We start from the raw sequence: 18976 nt of genomic DNA, 5'->3' as shown, positions 1-18976 counted from the left end.
GACGATCCAAGTCCATTTGCCGCGCGGGGAAACCGGTGGAACGATGCCTGCCCCGCCACGCTGCCCCACATGGCTGCAGGCGGCATGCGGTGGCGGCTCCGCGGGAGATTTTTTCCGGAACCGTGAACCGATCGCCACCGCCCGTCCGATGAAGGGATGTGGCAGGCATGGACGAGAAGCACAGCAGCGACGCGGAACTGCTGTGCGCGGCAGCGGGAGGCGACAGCCGGGCCTTCGAGCTGTTCTACCGGCGCTACGAGCCGTGGCTGGTCACCCGGCTCCGCTACCGCTGCTCCGACGCCGCCCTCGTCGATGACGTCGTCCAGGAGACGTTCCTCGCGATCTGGCGCGGCACCGCGCGCTACGGCGAGCAGCCCGGCGCGGACGCCGCCGGCTGGCTGTGGCGCATCGGCTCCCGGCGGCTCACCGACGCGCAGCGCGGCCACGGCACGAGACAGCGGCTGTTGCAGGCCCTCGGCCGGTTCCGCATCGCGCACCAGCCGTCCGCCGAGGACGAGGTGCTGGAGCGGCTGCCGCACGGCGACCTGGCCGCAGCGCTGGCCCGGCTTCCGGCCGAGCTCAGCGCCGTATTGCAGGCGACCGTCGTCGACGGACTCACCACCACCGAGGCCGCCGCGGTGCTGCGCATTCCGGCGGGCACGGTGAAGACCCGCGCGATGCGCGCCAGACGACGGCTCCGCAAGGAACTGGAACTCCTCACATGACGGAAGGAAGCAGCGACATGACCAGCGGCAGAGAGGAGCGGGCGATGGAGGTGACGGCAGGGGGTCCGCCGCCGGGCGGTCCACGGCCGCCGCACGGCCCGCGTTCGCCGCACACCACGCATCTCGAGGACCAGATGCTGCGGGCCTACGCGTACGGGGAGTTGCTCCCGCCGCGGCTCGCCCACGCCGACGCGCATGTCGCGGACTGCCCGCACTGCCGCTCCCGGCTCGGCGACCTCGGCGACCGGGCGCGTACGGACACCGGATGGGCCCGGCTGCGCGCCGTCATGGACGTTCCGCAGCCCGGCCCCGTGGAACGCGCGCTGCTCCGGTGCGGGGTCCCCGACCACACCGCGCGGCTGATCGCGGCCACTCCGGCGCTGCGCCGCTCCTGGCTGATCGGGGCGACGGTGACGCTGCTGCTGACGGTGGCGGTGGCGCGATGGGGCCGTGCCGATGCGGCACCGCTGCCGTTCTTCGTCCTGGCGCCCGCCCTGCCGGTCATCGGGGTCGCCGCGTCCTTCGGACCGCGCTCCGATCCGATGTACGAGATGACGCTGGTCGCGCCGGTGCACGGCCTGCGGCTGCTGCTGGTGCGCACGGTCGCGGTGGTCGGCACCACTGCCGCACTGGTCGGTGCGGCCGCCGTGGCGATGCCCGGCCCCGCGCTCCGGGCACTCGGCTGGCTGCTGCCTTCGCTGGCACTGACCCTGATCACGCTGGCGCTGTCCGCTCGGCTCGATCCCGCGGTGGCGGCGGGGGTGACCGGCGGCGGCTGGACGCTGGCGCTGGTGCTGACCTTCGGGGACGGCGACAGCCCGTTGCTGTCCGGCACCGGGCAGTGCGCCGCGGCCGGGGCCGCGCTGGCGGCCGGCGCGGTCATCGCGCTGACCCGATCCAGCTTCGACCGGGGGCTGCCCCATGCGTGACATGGATACGCGCCCCGCGGCGGCGCACCCGGAACTCCGGCCGGCGACCCGGCCGGATCTCACCCCTGCGTGGCCCACCCCGCCCCTCGGCCACCGCCAAGCCCACCCACCCCACCGTCAAGACCGTCTGCTCTCACCATCGTGAAAGAGGGGGAACCTGCCATGAACCGCGCAGCCGTGTCGGCCCGGGAGCTGACCGTCTCGTACCGCAATTTCCGTGCGCTGAACGGGATCTCGTTTGTGCTGGAGCCCGGCGTGACCGGTCTGCTGGGGCCGAACGGCGCGGGCAAGACGACCCTGCTGCGGGCCCTGGCCACCGCCGCGCTGCCCGACAGCGGTGCGCTCAGCGTCCTCGGCATGGACCCCTGCACCCCCGAGGGTCGGCTGGGAATACGCCGCCGGCTGGGCTATCTGCCGCAGGACCCGGGCTTCCATCCGCACTTCACGGCCTTCGAGTTCGTCGACTACGTGGCCATCCTCAAGGAGATGAAGGACCGGGCCGCCCGGCACCGCGAGGTCCTCCGCGTCCTTGACGCCGTCGGTCTGCCCGACCGCCGGCGCAAGAAGATCAAGCAGCTGTCGGGCGGCATGCGGCAGCGCGTCGCGCTCGCCGCGGCGCTCGTCGGCGATCCCGAGCTGCTGATCCTCGACGAGCCGACCGTCGGGCTGGACCCCGAACAGCGTCTGCGGTTCCGCGAGTTGATCGCCGATCTGGGCGACGGCCGCACCGTGCTGCTGTCCACGCACCAGACCGAGGACGTCGCCGCGCTCTGCCGCAGGGTCATCGTCCTGGACGGCGGCACCATCAAGTTCGACGGCGAACCGCCCGCGCTCGCCGCCGTCGCCGACGGCAGGGTGTGGAGCAGCGAGCAGCGGGACCCCCGCGCGCTGGCGGGCTGGCGCACCGGCGTCGGCACGGTGCGCAACATCGGCTCGCCGCCGCCCGGCGTCCCACTGCTCGAACCCACTCTGGAAGACGGCTATCTGCTGCTCCTCGACGCCACGACGGCACGGGAGAACGTGGCATGAAGGAGACGACCAGGAGAGACACGACCAAGAGGAACATGACCGAGCGGGACCAGAGCGGGGAGGGCCGGAGCGCGAGGAACACGGCCGAGCCGACCGGTTCCCCGGCACCGCCCACCCGTCACCAGGCCCGCACCGGCACCCCCGGCCACACCCGGCCGCCCGGCCACACCCGGCCGCACGGGGCCGGCCCCAGCCGGGGCGCCGTACTGGCACTGGCCCGCGTGGAAGCGCTGCGTCTGCTGCGGCATCCCGCGATGCTCGCCTCCCTCGCCGGCTATCTCGCGCTGTGGGGGTACGCGGCGGCCACCGGCGACCCCGCCAACCGCTATCCGGTGCTCCAGGACGAATCCCGCTACCTCCAGATCCCGCTGCTGCTGCTCGCGATCGGCACCCTGCTCGCCGCCAATCTCGGCATACTGCGCGGACGCCGGCATGGTGTGGAGCCCCTCTACGAGGTGCTGGGCCTCGGCCCGCGCAGCCGCACGACGGCCCATCTGCTTTCGCTGCTGCCCGCGGTGGCGCTGACCGCGGTGCTCGCGCTCGCGCGGCTCGGATATCTGGCGGCGAAGCCGGGCGCCGTGGGCACCGTCCAGTGGCTGGAGATCGCGGTGCCGCCCGCCGCCGTGTTGCTCGCCGGGGCCCTGGGCATACTGCTGGCCCGCCTCGCCCCCTCCCCCTCGGTGGCGCCGCTCGTACTGGCCGGGCTGGCCGCGGTCACCTTCGTCGCGGCGGTGCAGAACACGGCCGCCTGGCGCTGGCTGGCCATCGTCGCCATCGAGGACGAATTCGCCCCGCCGATGCCATCGGAGCTGGTGGGACGGCCCGCCGGCTGGCACCTTCTGTGGCTGCTCGCCCTCGCCGGGCTGTGCGCGGCGCTCGCACTGCTGCGGCGCGCGCCCGGCGACGCTCCACCCGCCGTGCAGCCCGGCGCGGGCCCCCTGGGGACGGCCGCGGCCGCCGCCGCGGCGCTCGCCATACTCGCCGGCACGCTCCAGACCCGGCCCCTCCCCGCGAACGTCGTCCAGGCGCGGGCCGAAGCCACCGAGCACCCGGTGGCGCAGCAGGTGTGCACCACCCTCGACACCACCGAGTACTGCGCGTTTCCCGAATTCAAGGGCCGCGCCCAGGACTGGGACAAGGTGGTGCGGGGCGTCCTCGCCCGCACCCCCCGCGAGATCGCCGACGCCCGCTACGCCGTCCGCCAGCGCATGTTCCGCGGCGGCGTCGAGTCCCACCGCGATATGCCGCTCCCCCAGGCGGCCTGGGACGCCGACGACCTACGGGCCGGCACGCGGCGAGCGGTCCCGGTCGGCACGTGGTGGAGCGAGGGCGACGCCGGGGGCGACGCGGCGGGCGACGCGGTGGCCGAATTCTCGACGCTGTTCGCGTATCGCGTGGTCACCGCCTCCGTGCCGCACGCCCCGAGGACGGACATGGTGTGCGGTTCGCGCGGCGTGCTCGTCCTGTGGCTCGCGGGCCAGGCGACCGACGGCACCCGGCAAGCCCTCCGTGATCTGGCGACCCGCTCCTCGGGAGGCTTCAGTTTCCCCGTCCTGGAGTCCGCGACCGGACTCGGCTTCGACTCCCGTGAGCGGGAGCTGGCGATGAGCCTGCTGGAGCGGCCCGCCGACGAGATCGGTGCCCGGGTGAAGGCGTCCTGGGCGGAGCTGGCCTCCGCGCGCACCTCGACCGACCGTGCCGCGCAGCTGCTCGGCGCGCCCGCCCCGGCGCAGGCGCCCGCCACCGACGGGGCATGCCGATGAGCCGACCAGTCCACCACCGACCTCGGCGGCACCCCGGCAAGCCGCTCCCTCTGGTTCTCCTCCCGCCGCTGCTCCGCGCGGCCCGGACCACACCGCTCCTGGGCGCCGCTGTCACGACCGTCCTGCTGGCGGGAATCCCCGCCGCCCTGTCCGCGAATCTGCGCCTCACCGACGGCGTGCTCCTGATCCGCGTGGCCACGGTGCTGATCGCGCTCGGCGCGGCCTTCCTGCTGGACGACCCGGCGGCGCGCACCACCGAGGTGGCGCCCACGCCCCGCCTGCTGCTGCACGGTCTGCGTGCCCTCGTCACGATCACCATCACCGGCACGGTCTGGGCCGCGGTCCTGCTCCTCGGCCGGTCCGCCATCGCCCCCGAGGAACGTGTACTGCTCCCGGAATCCGGCCTCGCCCTGGAAGCGGGGTCGCTGCTCTTGTCGGTGCTGATGCTCGCGGCGGCGGGGCTGAGGGTCACGGCGGGTACCGGCGGCGGCCTGGTCGCCGCACCGGGGGCGGTGCTGCTGCTACTGACCGCGATGCTGCTGCCACTGCCCGACGGAGTGGAACTGTTCCCGCAGCCACTGTCACCGGCGTGGGAACCGTCCCGGCAACTGTGGGCGGGAATAGCCGGGTTGGCGGCGATCGCCACCGGGCTGCTGCTGCGGGAGCCCCGACGGCAGCGCCGTTCGCCGCGCGTGGCCTAGGCATTCTCCGTACATGGCCTGGGAATTCGCCGCGCGTGGCCTAGGAAAATGCGGGGATCCCCACCCGCCCTCGCAACTGGGCGGGGCGGATCCGTCGACCCACTGCCAAGGAGGCGCGACTCAAGAGGCGCGACACGCCTCACGCAAAGGTCGTCGCCAGCTCCGGGTCCTCACGGAGTTTGGCCAGGGCTCGCGAGACGGCGCTCTTCACCGTGCCGACGGAGACCTCCATGACCTCGGCGGTCTGGGCCTCGCTGAGGTCCTCGTAGTAGCGGAGGACGACCATGGCGCGCTGACGGGCGGGCAGTCGCATCACCGCTCGCCACATCGCGTCGCGCAGCGCCTGGAGTTCCGCCGGGTCCGGTGCCGGGAAGGGGTCCGGCTCAGGGAGTTCGTCGCAGGCGAACTCCTCGACCTTGCGCTTGCGCCACTGGGAGGTACGTGTGTTGACCAGCGCGCGGCGGACATAACCGTCCAGGGCGCGGTGGTCCTCGATGCGCTCCCAGGCCACGAAGGTCTTGGTCAGCGCGGTCTGCAGCAGATCCTCGGCGTCGTTCGGGTTCGCGGTGAGCGACCGCGCGGCGCGCAGCAGCACCGGGCCCCGGGCCCGTACGTAGGACGAGAACGACGGGAAAACCGCGGGCGTCGAAGCGTTTGTGCACACTGGCGTGGTCATGGCTCAACGCTAGAAGCGGGGGTGGGGTCGGGGGATCGGTCCCAGGTGCCGAAGCGCCATCCCTCTCAAGTTGTACGGGTGGCACCGATCCCACCTCCTCAGGACTGACGGGTGGGGGATCACCCGTAGGACCTGCTGAGGATCAGTCCCGAGGTGGGGACGCCGGTGCCGGCCGTGACCAGGACGTTCGCGGCGTCCGGGGTCTGATTGACCGAGGTGCCGCGAATCTGCCGGACGGCCTCGGCGATGCCGTTCATGCCGTGCAGGTACGCCTCGCCGAGCTGCCCGCCGTGGGTGTTCAGCGGCAGCGCGTCCGCGGCGACGAAATCGGCCCCCTCGCCCGGCCCGCAGAAGCCGAACTCCTCCAGCTGCATCAGAACGAAGGGGGTGAAGTGGTCGTAGAGGATGGCGGTGTCGATGTCGGAGGGGGCGAGCGCGGCCGTGCGCCAGAGCTGGCGGGCCACCACCCCCATCTCGGGCAGGCCGGTCAGGTCGTCGCGGTAGAAGCTGGTCATCTGCTCCTGGGCACGGCCGGCGCCCTGGGCCGCGGCCGTGATCAACGCGGGCGGCCTGGGCAGATCGCGGGCCCGCTCCGCCGAGGTCACCACGATCGCCTGGCCGCCGTCCGTCTCCTGGCAGCAGTCCAGCAGCCGCAGCGGCTCGACGATCCAGCGCGAGGCGGCGTGATCGGCGAGGGTGATGGGCCGGCCGTGGAAGTACGCGGCGGGGTTGCGGGAGGCGTGCCGGCGGCCGGTGACCGCGACATGGCCGAACGCGTCCGGGGTCAGCCCGTAGGTGTGGAGGTAGCGCTGGGCGGCCATGGCGACCCAGGAGGCGGGGGTCAGCAGCCCGAAGGGGAGGTTCCAGCCGAGCGCGGCGCCCTCGGCGGACGGCTCTCGCTTCTGTACGCCGGAACCGAAGCGACGGCCCGAACGTTCATTGAAGGCGCGGTAGCAGACGACCACTTCGGCGATGCCGGACGCGACCGCCAGCACCGCCTGCTGGACGGTGGCGCAGGCCGCGCCGCCGCCGTAGTGGATGCGCGAGAAGAAGGACAGTTCGCCGATGCCGGCGGCCTGCGCCAGGGTGATCTCGGGGGTGGTGTCCATGGTGAAGGTGACCAGCCCGTCGACGTCGGCCGGGGTCAGCCCGGCGTCGTCGAGCGCGGACTGCACCGCCTCCACGGCGAGCTTGAGCTCGCTGCGCCCCGAGTCCTTGGAGAACTCGGTCGCACCGATGCCGACGATGGCGGCCCGGCCGCCCAACGAATCCGCGCGGCGCAGGCTCATACCGTCCCCTCCGACAGCGCACCCTCGGATCCCACGCCGCCCGATATCCCGCCCGGCGATATCCCGCCCTGCGCTGCGCCGTCTTCCGATGTCCCGCCCTGCGATATCCCGTCTTCCGGCAGCCCGACGATCACCGTGCCGGTGACGTGGTTGCCCAGGCCGTTCGCCCCGACCACCCGTACCTCGGCCGTACCCTCGCCCACGGCCGTCACCGTGCCGCTCAACACCATCGTGTCCCCCGGATAGTTGGGCGCACCGAGCCGGATGGCGACCTTGCGCAGGACGCAGCGCGGACCGAAGTGGTCGGTGATGTAGCGGCCGACCAGGCCGTTCGTGGTCAGGATGTTCATGAAGATGTCCGGGGAGCCCTTCTCCCTGGCGGCCTCCACGTCATGGTGCACGTCCTGGTAGTCGCGCGAGGCGACCGCCCCGGCGACGATCAGGGTGCGGGTGACGGGGAGGGTGAGGGGCGGCAGTTCGTCACCGACGGCAGCGATCGCGGCGCTCATATCTCGGTCTCCCCTACGAATGTCGCGGTCTCCGCTACAGATTTCGCGGCCTCCGCCACGAGCAACTCACCCAGCTCTTCCAGGAGTTGGGCACCGGCTCCGAGGTGGGCGGCAAGCTGCCTGCCCCAGAGGAAGTGCCGGTGGACGGGGTGTTCGACGTCCGCTCCGATGCCGCCGTGCAGATGCTGGCCCGCGTGCACCACACGTGTGCCGGCCTCGGCCGCCCACCAGGCGGCGGTCAGCGCGTGCGACGCGGCGTCCAGCCCCTCGTCCCGCCGCCAGGCCGCCTCGTACGCGGTGACCCGGATCGCCTCGGTGTCCATATACGCGTCGGCGGCCCGCAGCAGCACCGCCTGGTTGGTGGAGAGCGGGCGGCCGAACTGCTCGCGGGTGGAGGTGTGGGACACGGCGCGAGCGAGGGCGCCCGCGCAGACCCCGGCCTGGAGCCCGGCGAAGGCGGTGCGGGCGGCGGCCAGGACGTCGTCGTACGGCGCCGGCCCACCCCGGCCCCTTAGGCCCCCCAGGTCCCCCATGCCCCCGGCATCGTCCCCCAAGGGCTCCGCCTCCGCCCCTGTCAGCGTGAGCCGCCCCGCCGACCCGGGCGCGGTGGTCGCCACCGGTTCGACGCCGACCCCGACGTCCCCGGCCCTCACCAGCCACAGCCGCCGGTCCGCGTCCGGCACCAGCAGCAGGGTGGCCTCGCCCAACCAGGGCACCACGGGGACGACACCGCTCAGCCGCGCCCGCTCCCGCACCGCGCCGACCACCCGAACGCCGCTCCCGGCGCCACCCCGCCCGAACGCGCCCGTCGCCACCTCCGACCCCGCGCGCAGCCCGGGGAGCAGCCGCTCCCGCTGCTCGTCCGTCCCGTGCACGGCGATCGCCAGCAGCCCGTAGACACAGGTCGCGGCGAGCGGCACCTGCGCCGTCGTACGCCCCTGCTCCTCCAGCAGCAGTACGAGTCCCAGCAGCCCGATGTCCTCGACGGCGCCCGGCAGTCCGGCCGCGCACAGCGCCTTCCACAGCTCGGTGTCGGCGGCGGTGCCCAGCGCCGCCAGCCGCTCGGGCGTGGACCGGTCCGCGAAGATCTCTCCGGCCAGTCCGCTCGCGGCCCGCTGCTCCTCCGTGGGCGTGAAGTCCATCTCAGCCCTCACCCCCGGCCACCCGGAACACCGGCAGCTCCAACTCCGGTTCCACCCGCTGGAATTCGACCCGTACGGGCATCCCGATGCGCACCTTGTCGTAGGGCACGCCGACCACGTTGCTGACCATCCGCACCCCCTCCGCGAGCTCGATCAGAGCCACCGCGTAGGGACCCGCGGTGTCGGCGGCCGGATCGGATGCGGTGAAGGCGGGGAACGGCGGGTGGTGCATCACCACATACGAGTAGACGGTGCCCGCACCGCTCGCCTCGACCGTGTCCCACTTCTGCGATCCGCAGCCGTTGCACCCCGGCAGCCAGGGGAAACGCAGCGTTCCGCAGCCGCCGCACCGCTGGATGAGCAGTCTGTGCTCGGCGACTGCGGCCCAGAACCCGGCGTTGTCGCGGTTGATCACAGGGCGCGGGCGCTTGCCTCCAGAAGCCGCGGCGGCCGTGGGTTTCTTGGCCGCAGGCGTAAATTTCCTGGCCGCAGGCGCGTACTTGAGGACCCGGAAGCGATGCGTCCCGGCCAGCTCCCCCGCCACCCGTATGTCCATCCGCGTCGTGACGAAGTACCCGGTCCCCAGCTTGGTGGTCTTGCGCCCCGACACCGACTCGATCACCGCGTCGAAGGTGATCCGGTCCCCGGGACGCAGCGGCCGCAGATACTCCTGCTCGCAGTCGGTGGCGACGATGGAGGTGCACCCGGCGGCGTCCAGCAGCGCGGACAGCTCGTCGTAGGCCCCCGAGCGGCCGGTGTGCCCGGAGAGCCCGCCCATCGTCCAGGCCTGGAGCATCGCCGGCGGAGCGATGGCGTCCGGCCCCGCGTACGCCGGGTTGCCGTCCCCCATCGCCTCGCACCAGTGCCTGATCATCGGCTCGTTGACGGGGTCCTTGCCCACCCCCGCGACGGCCGCCGACCGCCCCTCGTACGCCTTCAGCCGCGCGAACAAGCCGTCGCCGGCCACGTCGCCACCGGCCCTTCCGTCGCCGGCCACGTCGCCACCGGCCCTTCCGTTGCCGGCCACATCGTCACCGGCCATTTCGCCACCGGCCACCGCCTCACCCACCACGCCCGCGCCCTCCATGCCCTCGCTCACCGCCGCCCCCTCCGCATCCCCAGCCGCATCGTCGCCACGATCTCCCGCTGGACCTCGCTCACGCCGCCCCCGAAGGTGTTGATCTGCGCCGCACGGTTCATCCGCTCCAGCTCGCCGTCCCCGAAGACGCCCGGCGAGCCGGCCCGTACGAGGGCGGTGTCGCCGACGGCTTCCTGGCACATCCGGTAGACCTCGACGGTGCTCTCCGTCCCCGCGAACTTCACCCCGCTCGCGTCCCCGGGGGCGAGCTTCCCGGCACCCACATCGCCGACCAGCCGCCAGTTCAGCAGCCGGGTGGCGGCCAGCCGGGCGTGCGCCTCGGCGAGCCGGGCCCGTACCCATGGGCGGTCGGCGGGCCGCTCGCCGGTCGCCGCATTCGGGGTACGGGCGTGGGCCAGGGCCGCGTCGAAGGCGTCCTCGGCCTGCATACCGAGGGCGGCGAGCGCGACCCGTTCATGGTTGAGCTGGTTGGTGATCAGGCCCCAGCCGGCGTTCTCCTCGCCCACCAGGTTCCCGGCCGGGACGCGGACCCCGTCGTAGTACGTCGCGGTGGTCGTCAGTCCGCCGACCGTCTCGATCGGCGTCCAGGAGAACCCGGGTGCGTCGGTCGGTACGAGGATGATCGAGATGCCCTTGTGCTTGGGGGCTCCGGGGTCGGTTCGGCAGGCGAGCCAGATCCAGTCGGCGTGCTGGGCGTTGCTGGTGAAGCTCTTGCTTCCGTCGATCACCCAGTGGCCGGCCCCCTCGGCCGCACCGCCCCCACCCCACTCCTCACCCTCACGTCCCCCGCTCCCCGCGCCGTCGTCCCTCACCGCTCTCGTACGGAGCGAGGCGAGGTCGGTCCCGGCGTCCGGTTCGGTGTAGCCGATGGCGAAGACGATCTCACCGCTGAGGATGCGCGGCAGGAAGTAGTCCTTCTGGCCCGGCGTCCCGTACTTCATCAGGGTCGGGCCGACGGTGTTGAGCGTGACCATCGAGACGGGCGCGCCGGCACGGTACGCCTCGTCGAAGAAGACGAACTGCTCGTCGGGGCCGCGCCCCTGGCCGCCGTACTCGGCCGGCCAGCCCAGGCCCAGCATGCCGTCGGCGCCGATCCGGCACAGCACCGCGCGCTGTCCGGCGGCGTCCTCCACCGGCCCGTGGGGCAGCAGTTCCCGGAAGTACGAGCGGAGTTCGGCGCGCAACCGCTGCTGGCGCGCGGTGGGGGCGAGGTGCACGTCGGCGGCCTCCTGGCGGCGTCGGCGTACGTCCCGGCCGGGCCTTCCGGCGAACCGTCCGGGCGCACGAACGAGCGAGCGGGTTTCTGACTGTCCGTCAGAAACCCGCTCGCTGTCAAGGTCGGCGCAGTGAACCCCAGAGCAGCCCAATTGCCCCTGCGCCGCACCTCGACATCACCCGTCGGTCAGGCGCCGCTCTCCCCAGCGGCGCCTTACCTCACCACATCTCGGAGAAGTTGACGGTGGTGTTGTCCTGGTCGATGAACGTCCCGCCGGAGCCGTCCACACTCGCGGTGTTGTTCTGGTTCGACGCGCCTTCCCCGTTGGCCACCTGCTGGCCGTTGGTGGCGTTGCCGTTGTTGTTGCCGCCGACGCCGACGCCCCCCTGGCTCACCGCCGCCGAACTCGACCCGTGGTTCGCGAAGCCGCCGTTGTCGGCCTGCGCCACGCCGCTGAGCAGCGCGACCGCGAAGGGCAGTGCCGCTGCGACAGCGAGGACGCGGGCTGTACGGGTGCTTGCCATGTCTATTCCTCCTACGGAACACACTTCTGGATCTGATGGATCGATGCTGGATTCGCCGGACCTGCTGGATGGCGTGGATCCCGGGGCGCCCATGGGTCCCGTGAAACCCGTGGAATCCCTGAGCCCGAGGAACCACTCAAGTCCGATGTCACCTGTGGAAGTTCTCGATCTGCGTGGGGTTGTCGACTGAACTCCATTTGTTCACCGGGCGGTTGGCCGACCACCGCGGTTTCTTCCTCGACGTCGCGAACCCAGGATTGCCCACCGAATCCCCTGCGAACCCACTAGGAAGGGCCGATTCCCCCGCAAGCATGAGGAACCCCGGGTAAACCCCGAGCGGACCCCGACTTTCCCCGGAGCCCCCACCAGCCCCTCCTCGCCCCTCGCGTCCCAGCCCCGCCCCTCCCCCCTTCCCTTTCTCGAACATCTGTACGAAAATGGTGCCATGGCCACGCCCCGGCCCCATGCCGCACCGCCCGCCGGACCCCCGCCCGCGCCGCACCCCGACCTCCGGCCCTCCGGGCGCAGGGCAGCCCCCTGCCCCGACGCCCACACCAGCACCCACACCCGCGCCCTGGCCCACGCACTCGCCGCCGCCGACCGCGGCTACGCCGTCATCCCGCTGACCCGCGGCAAACTCCCCGCCATCCGCTCCCCGCACCACGACCGGCCCGGCGACCCGCCCTGCCACGGCGAATGCGGCCGCCTCGGGCACGGCGTACACGATGCGAGCACCGACCCCTTCGAGGTCCGCCGGATGTTCGCCGTCGCCCCCTGGGCCACCGGCTACGGCATCGCCTGCGGACTGCCGCCGCACCACCTCATCGGCCTCGACCTCGACACCAAGAGCGGCGCGGACGGCCTCACCGCCCTCCGGTTCATCGCCGAACAGCACCGCTTCCCGATCCCGCCCACGGTCACCGTCCGCACCCCCAGCGGCGGCCGCCACCTCTGGCTGACCGGCCCGCCCGCGCCGCCCGTCCCCAACTCCGTCGGCCGCCTCGCCCCCGGCATCGACATCCGCGGCGCCGGCGGCTATCTGGTCGGCCCCGGCTCGCAGACCACCCGCGGCCGGTACGTCCTGGCCCCCGGCACCCCGAGCCGACCCGCCCCCGCGCCGCGCGCACTGCTCGCGCTCCTCACGCCCCCACCACCCGAAACACACCAAGGCGCCCCTACGCCCCATCCCGCCGCCGCCCTCATCCGCTTCGTCCGCGCCTCCCCCGTAGGCCAGCGCAACGCCCGCCTCTTCTGGGCCGCCTGCCGCGCCCACGAAGCCGGCCTGGGGCGCGAACTCGCCGCCCGGCTCATCGAGGCCGCCCGCCACACCGGCCTGCCCGAACGAGAGGCCCGCGCCACACTCGCGTCGGCGGCCCGCCTCTAACCACTGCGCCCGCCCGCTCCGACGGGTTACCCCACCCCGCCGCCGGGTGCGGCACCCGGCACCCTCCACCCGTCCGAACCATCCATCCGAACTATCCGCATGAACCATCCGTACGAACCATCCGTCTGAATTGCCCGACGCTGCCGCAAACGCCTTGCCACGCCACCGAATTGCCCGGCCGACCGGCCCCGCCGACCGATCACCGTACGTAACTCGACAGGCCGGTCGCGTCATGAACGACCAGGAACCGCCGAACCACCCTCAACAACGCCCACTACCACGACAATTCGACCACCCATCCGTCACCGCCCGACATTCCCTCACCAACCAGTACATCCAGACAGCCGAACTCACCCGATCGGGTGAGAATCACCCATGTCGAATGCGTCACGACTGGCAGCGAAAACCGTGTGAGGTGCGCCACTCCCCGGCTCGGCAGGCGGCCATGAACTGCGGCGATTCCGATCAGTAACAAGCGCGGGGCGGGAGCCAGATCCGGCCAATGGTCGCACCGCACCCCAATTACGAGGCAAGATGGAGCCCAACGTGTTCGCGAAAAAGTGATCCGCGTCACACATTTCGCCACCATTCCGCTATACGGAAGTCGCGCGAAACGCAGCGGGTCGCGATCCCGAGCCTCGGGCCGGCGGACATATTGCAGACGTGAAAAGGCGAGAGCCTCATCCCCTGTAGCCCGCGAAGCCGTTGGGGATGAGGCCCTCTACCACTCACCGCGCGCGGGGCCTTGGCCGGTTGGTCGGGGCCCTTCGCGTTGCAAGGGGGAAGAATCCGCTCCCGCACAACCCGCAGGGTCGTGCGTATCGGACCGGACCACCGGGCCGCATTGCGCACACCCGGTCCCACTCGCAGCAGTGACCCTAGGGCTATGGCGGGAGCCCATCGGGCCACCTCCCTTCCGGGCCAGCATTCGTGGCCCCCCGGGGGAAACCCACGATTGCACTGCGCTCAGAAGTTCGGCGTTTGGTAACCCCATACAGTACCGGTCGGCATCGTCGGCACCGCCACCGCAGGTTCCCTTGCTCAGCCTTCCCGGTGCGGCGCAATCCGACACTGCGTGCCCGCCAGGGAGTTTGTACAGACCTTCGCCGCCTGCCATCCAGGCGCCCACCTGCGAGAACTCCGGCCAACAACAGGGAACGCAGTGCCAGTTCCCGTACCGGGGGTAGCACAAATCACATTCTCCGCCGTCCGAGCCGAATCCCCTATTGACGATCTTTCCTATAACGCGGCGGAAATGATCGATCAATGGAATCGCCGGCGACACACCGCGTATTAACCATAAAAATGACGGGAGTTGGTCGCCCCCGGGAAGTCAATGAAAGGCGTTTCCCCGAACCAGCCCCTCAGGAACCGGACTTGCGAACACGAGCGACACATCAACAGCGGGAACTACCCGCAGAAGCCTCCGGAAAGCGGGTTTCACCGCTGCACCATGGCAAATGCCTTCAGAAATACGGGACTTGAGGACCACGGGGACACCCGGCCCTCGACGCCCCCGCTCTCGGCGCCGCCAAGGTTCGGCGACCCGTCACTCGGCGCCCCGAACCTCCCCGTTCTACGCCACCAAAAGGGTGAACTCCGGCCGGTCCCACATCACCGCCGGCGGGTTCGCCGGCACGGTCCCGATGAGCCGCGCACCCACGCTGCGGTAGAAGCCCTCGGCGGGCGGGTGCGCGACGACCCGTACGCTGCCCAGTCCGACGTGCCGCGCCTCGCCCCGTAGGTGCTCGATGAGCCGGCGTCCGATGCCCAGCCCCTGCGCGTGGTCCGCCACGAACATCAGGTCCAGCTCCGGCGGTTCGACGATCAGCGAGTAGAAGCCGAGCGGCCGGCCGTCGTCGGCCTCGTCGACGGCGACGAAGACCCGGTGCGTCTCTATGTAGTCAGGACCCACCCGATACCCCGCGACCATCGCGGCATACGGGCCTTCATAGGCAGCCGACTTCTGCACGAGCCGGCTCAGCCGCTTGGCGTCGCGCGCGACCGCCCGCCGGATCACCACCACCGGCCGCCTCCCACGCACCGGGCCGCCGCCCCCCACACCCGCCGTTCGCGCCACCACGGTGCCCACCGTCCCTCATCCAGAACGCCGAGAGGGCCCCGGTCGTCCACCGGGCGCCCCCTCACCTGCGTAGGGAGCCTCCCGACTGGAAACCCGATTCTACCTGGGCCAACGCGGCGGGCGGGGGCCTCCGGGCGCCGATCTTGCCGACCACCAGGCCACACCGGCTGCGGTGCCCACCACGCGATTTCCCGCACACGGCCACTGCGATCTAATGCCCCGTCAGGGGTGAGACGCAGGCGGTCCGGCAGTGCGACGGGCCAAACGCAAAAAGGGGCACCCGATCCCCTCGGGCGCCCCTTCTGACCAGCTAAGTCGCTGACCTCTGCGGAGGCTGTGGGATTTGAACCCACGGTGACGTTGCCGCCACGACAGTTTTCAAGACTGTTCCCTTAGGCCGCTCGGGCAAGCCTCCCCGCGGCACCGCGGCGCGGTGTCGCGGGATCAGCCTAGCGCGTCACTTGTCGCCCGCGCGCTGCCCCAGGGTGACCTGGGCGGTGTGCTCCTTGCCGGCTCGCTTGTACGTGAGGGTGACCCGGTCGCCGGGCTTGTGCTGCCAGATCTCGCTGATCAGGGTCGGGCCGCTGTCGATCACCGTGTTGTCGAGCTTGGTGATGGTGTCGCCGGGCTGGAGGCCGGCCTTGTCGGCGGGGCCGCCCGGAGTCACCGCGTCCGTGCCGTTGTTGCCGGTCTGGGCGATGGTCGCGCCGTCACCGGTGTCCTTCATCCCGACCTGGACGCCTATCTGCGGATAGACCGGCCGGCCGGTCTTGATCAGGTCCTGCGCCACCCGCTTCGCCTGGTCGATGGGGATCGCGAAGCCCAGGCCGATGCTGCCGGACTGCTGGGACTCGCCGCCCAGACCGCCGCCGCTGGCCGACTGGATGGCGGAGTTGATGCCGATGACATTGCCGGCCGCGTCCATCAGCGGGCCACCGGAGTTCCCGGGGTTTATCGACGCGTCGGTCTGCAGGGCGCTCATGTACGAGGCGCTGGTGCCGCCGCCGTCGCTGGACGCCACCGGGCGGTCCTTGGCGCTGATGATGCCGGTGGTGACCGTGCCGGACAGCCCGAAGGGCGCACCGATCGCGATGGTGGCGTCGCCGACCTGGACGTTGGCGGACCTGCCGAGCGGCAGCGGCTTGAGGGAGACGTCCGAGGCGTTCTTGAGCTTGATGACCGCGACGTCGTAGCCCTCGGCCCGGCCGAGGGCCTCGGCGTCGTACTTCTTGCCGTTGGAGAACGTCACGGTGAGCTTGCCGCCGCTCTCGGCCGCGCTGGCGACGACGTGGTTGTTGGTGAGGATGTGGCCCTGCTTGTCGTAGATGAAGCCGGTGCCGGTGCCGCCCTCGCCGGTCGCGCCCTGCGCCTCGATCGTCACCACACTGGGCAGCGCCTTCTGGGCTATCCCGGAGACGGAGGTGGGCTTGCGGTTCAGCGCCTCGGGGTTGCCGGTCGCGGTGACCGTCGTCGAGGCGGTGTCGTCGCGGCCCGCGGCCCAGAAGCCGATGCCGCCGCCGACGCCGCCCGCGACCAGCGCTGCCGCCAGGACGGCCGCGATCAGGCCGCCGATGCTCTTCTTGGCGGGGCCGGCGGGCCTGCCCCAGGGGTCGCCGCCGCCCCCGTAAGGAGGCTGCTGTCCCCAGCCGCCACCGGAGTGACCGTGTGCTGCCCCGGGCCCGGTCGGTGCGAAGCCCGGCGGCGGGGGCGCCGCGGGCGGAGTGGCCGGCACGGGCGGGGCGTCCGGAGTCTGTGCGCCGGAGGCGGACACGGGGGCGCTGTCCGACGCCTGCGGAACCGTCGGCGGCTTGGCCTCCGACGGGCCGACGGCTCCCTCGTTCTCGGTGCTCACAGCTCTCTCCTCAGCTTCACGACCGGGCCGGCCCACGGCCCGGTCGGTGTCTTTCTTCATGTGTTCTTCAGGATCTACGGTTCTGCCGGATCTACCGCTTCCGCTGTCCACTGGGGTGCCGAACCCGGAGCTCCCTGGAGGCGAGCTCCTGGTTCCGGAACTCCAGGATTCACGATCAGGGCGATACGGGCGAGTCTCGACCTCCTAGCCTTGCCCACCGCGCGTCAGACCGCCGTAAGCCGAGCCTGTGACCGTTCCCCTCATCCTTTATGCCGGACAAATCCGGCGCATCCCCTGTGATCCGCCCCAGGCACCGCACAAGCGGCCCGGCGACGGTGGATGGCACGATAACGCGGTGACCTATGCACGCCCCGCCCAGGACGCCCGTCCGGGTCCGCACGCGATCTCCGTGGTAGCCCATCGCGGTGCCTCCGAGGACGCCCCGGAGCACACGCTGACCGCCTACCGCAAGGCCATCGAGGACGGCGCGGACGCCCTGGAGTGCGATGTCCGGCTGACCGCCGACGGCCATCTGGTCTGCGTCCACGACCGGCGGGTGAACCGGACCTCCAACGGGCGCGGCGCCGTCTCCGCCCTGGAGCTGGCCGATCTCGCGACGCTCGACTTCGGATCCTGGAAGGCCGGCGCGCACGACCGGGAGGCCCCGGACCTGCAGTACGACGACCCGGAGCGGACCTCCGTACTGACTCTGGAGCGGCTGCTGGAGCTGGTCGCCGACGCGGACCGCCGGGTCGAGCTGGCCATCGAGACCAAACACCCGACCCGATGGGCCGGACAGGTGGAGGAGCGGCTGGTCGAGCTGCTCGGACGGTTCGGGCATACGAATCCGGCCATGGGCTCCGGTCAGGCTCCGCCGGTCCGCGTCATGAGCTTCTCGGCCCGCTCGCTGCACCGCGTACGGGCGGCCGCGCCGGGGATCCCCGGCGTCTTTCTGATGCAGTTCCTCACTCCGCGGCAGCGTGACGGCCGGCTGCCCCCGGGCGTCGGCATCGCGGGCCCCGGCATCCGCATCCTGCGCGCGCACCCCGAATACGTCGCCAAGGCGCATGCCGCGGGCCATCGCGTCCACGTGTGGACGGTGAACGAGGCGGACGACGTCGAGTTGTGCCGGGATCTGGGCGTGGACGCAATCATTACCAACCGCCCCAAACAGGTACGAAACCAGCTCGGCCTTAGGTAAGGCTCATCACAGGGTGTGCACCGGCGCATTCGATCCGTATTCGATCGTGTCGAGTGCGTCACTGCGAGGTGATTGGCCGGTTTCCGGTCCAGTCCAATGGGGCATTCATCCCGTGGCGTGGGGCAAAGGAGGTCTCGGGGGTGGCGTTGGTGGTGGCACAAGAGGTGCCGACGTCGTCGATCATGGCCGTACCCCATGGTCCGACGGGTGTGGGCATGGCCAGACGGCGCATGCGCGAAGAGCTGTTGGCAAGTGGAGTTCAGGACACAGTCGTCGATGACGCGGTCCTTATCCTTTCTGAACTCCTCAGCAATTCGTGTCGGCATGCACGTCCGATAAACGAAAACGGATCGTCAAATTCCGTACGGAGCTCCTCGCGAGGCACTCCACCGGACTCCGTCCGCGCTTCCTGGCGCATCGATGCCGAGGGAAGGCTGACGGTCTCGGTCACGGACGGCGGTGGCCCGACCCGCCCACTTCCGGCCACTCCGTCGGTCACGGCACACGGCGGCCGCGGGCTGGCGATCATCCGCTCGCTCGCCAAGGACTGGGGCGTCCGCGACACCGTCGCCGGCGAGGTGACGGTATGGGCCGTGCTCTCTCTTCAAGGCGCGTTCGCTACGCGCGTGGACCTGGCCCGCGATCTGACGGACGATCTGCCGCCGTCGCTCGCCCGGGGACCGGTCCCCGGACTGCCGTCCGGACTGACCTTCGCGGACTTCGACGACCCGGCGTAGCGCGCACCCGGCGCGCCGAGCACCGAGCCGGCACGCGCCGAGCGACCCGGCGTCCGCACACCGCCAAGCCGTACACCGTCTCCAGGGCACGCATCCTCTAGGCTCGCGCCGAAACGC

General features: G+C 71.7%; 17 protein-coding genes and 1 tRNA gene. 8 read left to right on the top strand and 10 right to left on the bottom strand.

Annotated features, from left to right (window positions below; translation table 11 throughout):
- Positions 1-167 precede the first annotated feature (167 nt).
- The 5 genes from FCH28_RS23680 (at position 168) to FCH28_RS23660 (ending at position 5147) form a co-directional block, all read left to right on the top strand.
- The gene (locus FCH28_RS23680) at positions 168-725 is read left to right on the top strand and encodes an RNA polymerase sigma factor (protein WP_136742112.1); all 558 of its coding nucleotides are present in this window, start codon (positions 168-170) and stop codon (positions 723-725) included.
- Between the two features lie 17 nt (positions 726-742).
- The gene (locus tag FCH28_RS23675; protein ID WP_246103105.1) at positions 743-1654 is read left to right on the top strand and encodes an anti-sigma factor; all 912 of its coding nucleotides are present in this window, start codon (positions 743-745) and stop codon (positions 1652-1654) included.
- A gap of 162 nt (positions 1655-1816) precedes the next feature.
- Positions 1817-2683 (top strand): ATP-binding cassette domain-containing protein, encoded by an 867-nt coding sequence (locus tag FCH28_RS23670; protein WP_136742111.1) that lies wholly within the window; start codon positions 1817-1819, stop codon positions 2681-2683.
- Positions 2680-4446 (top strand): hypothetical protein, encoded by a 1767-nt coding sequence (locus FCH28_RS23665; protein WP_136742110.1) that lies wholly within the window; start codon positions 2680-2682, stop codon positions 4444-4446. Before FCH28_RS23670 ends, FCH28_RS23665 begins: the two co-directional genes overlap by 4 nt.
- The gene (locus FCH28_RS23660) at positions 4443-5147 is read left to right on the top strand and encodes a hypothetical protein (protein ID WP_136742109.1); all 705 of its coding nucleotides are present in this window, start codon (positions 4443-4445) and stop codon (positions 5145-5147) included. The genes FCH28_RS23665 and FCH28_RS23660 overlap by 4 nt, the downstream gene beginning before the upstream one ends.
- 139 nt (positions 5148-5286) lie before the next feature.
- On the opposite strand, the gene FCH28_RS23655 is transcribed toward FCH28_RS23660, so the two are convergent.
- From FCH28_RS23655 to FCH28_RS23625, 7 genes are all read right to left on the bottom strand, one after another.
- Positions 5287-5823, bottom strand: coding sequence for a SigE family RNA polymerase sigma factor (locus FCH28_RS23655; RefSeq protein WP_136742108.1), 537 nt, complete (start codon positions 5821-5823; stop codon positions 5287-5289).
- Between the two features lie 119 nt (positions 5824-5942).
- The gene (locus tag FCH28_RS23650; protein WP_136742107.1) at positions 5943-7112 is read right to left on the bottom strand and encodes a lipid-transfer protein; all 1170 of its coding nucleotides are present in this window, start codon (positions 7110-7112) and stop codon (positions 5943-5945) included.
- Positions 7109-7621 (bottom strand): MaoC family dehydratase, encoded by a 513-nt coding sequence (locus tag FCH28_RS23645; RefSeq protein WP_136742106.1) that lies wholly within the window; start codon positions 7619-7621, stop codon positions 7109-7111. The genes FCH28_RS23650 and FCH28_RS23645 overlap by 4 nt, the downstream gene beginning before the upstream one ends.
- Positions 7618-8763 (bottom strand): acyl-CoA dehydrogenase family protein, encoded by a 1146-nt coding sequence (locus FCH28_RS23640; RefSeq protein WP_136742105.1) that lies wholly within the window; start codon positions 8761-8763, stop codon positions 7618-7620. Before FCH28_RS23640 ends, FCH28_RS23645 begins: the two co-directional genes overlap by 4 nt.
- A gap of 1 nt (position 8764) precedes the next feature.
- Positions 8765-9805 carry a bifunctional MaoC family dehydratase N-terminal/OB-fold nucleic acid binding domain-containing protein gene (locus tag FCH28_RS23635; RefSeq protein ID WP_136742227.1) on the bottom strand — a complete coding sequence of 347 codons (1041 nt, stop codon included), beginning with the start codon at positions 9803-9805 and terminating at the stop codon, positions 8765-8767.
- 53 nt (positions 9806-9858) lie between these two features.
- Entirely contained in the window at positions 9859-11079 is a 1221-nt protein-coding gene (locus FCH28_RS23630) for an acyl-CoA dehydrogenase family protein (RefSeq protein ID WP_136742104.1), read from the bottom strand.
- A 217-nt stretch (positions 11080-11296) separates the two neighbouring features.
- Positions 11297-11602 carry a hypothetical protein gene (locus FCH28_RS23625; RefSeq protein WP_136742103.1) on the bottom strand — a complete coding sequence of 102 codons (306 nt, stop codon included), beginning with the start codon at positions 11600-11602 and terminating at the stop codon, positions 11297-11299.
- Positions 11603-12047: 445 nt separating this feature from the next.
- On the opposite strand from FCH28_RS23625, the gene FCH28_RS23620 reads away from it, so the two are divergent.
- A complete protein-coding gene (locus FCH28_RS23620; protein ID WP_136742102.1) occupies positions 12048-12986 on the top strand; it encodes a bifunctional DNA primase/polymerase in 939 nt (312 codons plus the stop codon).
- Positions 12987-14562: 1576 nt separating this feature from the next.
- Here FCH28_RS23620 and FCH28_RS23615 read toward each other — a convergent pair.
- From FCH28_RS23615 to FCH28_RS23605, 3 genes are all read right to left on the bottom strand, one after another.
- Complete coding sequence (locus tag FCH28_RS23615) at positions 14563-15009, bottom strand: GNAT family N-acetyltransferase (RefSeq protein ID WP_246103141.1); 447 nt, start codon at positions 15007-15009, stop codon at positions 14563-14565.
- Positions 15010-15397: 388 nt separating this feature from the next.
- A tRNA-Ser gene (locus FCH28_RS23610) sits at positions 15398-15484 on the bottom strand.
- A 42-nt stretch (positions 15485-15526) separates the two neighbouring features.
- Entirely contained in the window at positions 15527-16921 is a 1395-nt protein-coding gene (locus FCH28_RS23605) for a S1C family serine protease (protein ID WP_136742101.1), read from the bottom strand.
- A gap of 355 nt (positions 16922-17276) precedes the next feature.
- Here FCH28_RS23605 and FCH28_RS23600 point away from each other — a divergent pair, with 355 nt between their 5' ends.
- Complete coding sequence (locus FCH28_RS23600; RefSeq protein WP_136742100.1) at positions 17277-18122, top strand: glycerophosphodiester phosphodiesterase; 846 nt, start codon at positions 17277-17279, stop codon at positions 18120-18122.
- Between the two features lie 53 nt (positions 18123-18175).
- Positions 18176-18859, top strand: coding sequence for an ATP-binding protein (locus FCH28_RS23595; protein WP_136742099.1), 684 nt, complete (start codon positions 18176-18178; stop codon positions 18857-18859).
- The last annotated feature ends 117 nt before the right edge of the window (positions 18860-18976 follow it).

Origin of the sequence: Streptomyces piniterrae (assembly GCF_005048155.1) — a bacterium.
GTDB lineage: Bacteria > Actinomycetota > Actinomycetes > Streptomycetales > Streptomycetaceae > Streptomyces > Streptomyces piniterrae.
This window is presented reverse-complemented; position numbering and strand designations above follow the sequence as displayed.

What these genes read in the sequence shown, in the direction of transcription:
- FCH28_RS23625 (WP_136742103.1), bottom strand. Translation starts at nt 11,602, where the DNA reads ATGGCAAGCACCCGTACAGCCCGCGTCCTCGCTGTCGCAGCGGCACTG.
- FCH28_RS23635 (WP_136742227.1), bottom strand. Translation starts at nt 9,805, where the DNA reads ATGGCCGGTGACGATGTGGCCGGCAACGGAAGGGCCGGTGGCGACGTG.
- FCH28_RS23675 (WP_246103105.1), top strand. Translation starts at nt 743, where the DNA reads ATGACCAGCGGCAGAGAGGAGCGGGCGATGGAGGTGACGGCAGGGGGT.
- FCH28_RS23645 (WP_136742106.1), bottom strand. Translation starts at nt 7,621, where the DNA reads ATGAGCGCCGCGATCGCTGCCGTCGGTGACGAACTGCCGCCCCTCACC.
- FCH28_RS23650 (WP_136742107.1), bottom strand. Translation starts at nt 7,112, where the DNA reads ATGAGCCTGCGCCGCGCGGATTCGTTGGGCGGCCGGGCCGCCATCGTC.
- FCH28_RS23620 (WP_136742102.1), top strand. Translation starts at nt 12,048, where the DNA reads ATGGCCACGCCCCGGCCCCATGCCGCACCGCCCGCCGGACCCCCGCCC.
- FCH28_RS23680 (WP_136742112.1), top strand. Translation starts at nt 168, where the DNA reads ATGGACGAGAAGCACAGCAGCGACGCGGAACTGCTGTGCGCGGCAGCG.
- FCH28_RS23665 (WP_136742110.1), top strand. Translation starts at nt 2,680, where the DNA reads ATGAAGGAGACGACCAGGAGAGACACGACCAAGAGGAACATGACCGAG.
- FCH28_RS23660 (WP_136742109.1), top strand. Translation starts at nt 4,443, where the DNA reads ATGAGCCGACCAGTCCACCACCGACCTCGGCGGCACCCCGGCAAGCCG.
- FCH28_RS23670 (WP_136742111.1), top strand. Translation starts at nt 1,817, where the DNA reads ATGAACCGCGCAGCCGTGTCGGCCCGGGAGCTGACCGTCTCGTACCGC.
- FCH28_RS23640 (WP_136742105.1), bottom strand. Translation starts at nt 8,763, where the DNA reads ATGGACTTCACGCCCACGGAGGAGCAGCGGGCCGCGAGCGGACTGGCC.
- FCH28_RS23655 (WP_136742108.1), bottom strand. Translation starts at nt 5,823, where the DNA reads ATGACCACGCCAGTGTGCACAAACGCTTCGACGCCCGCGGTTTTCCCG.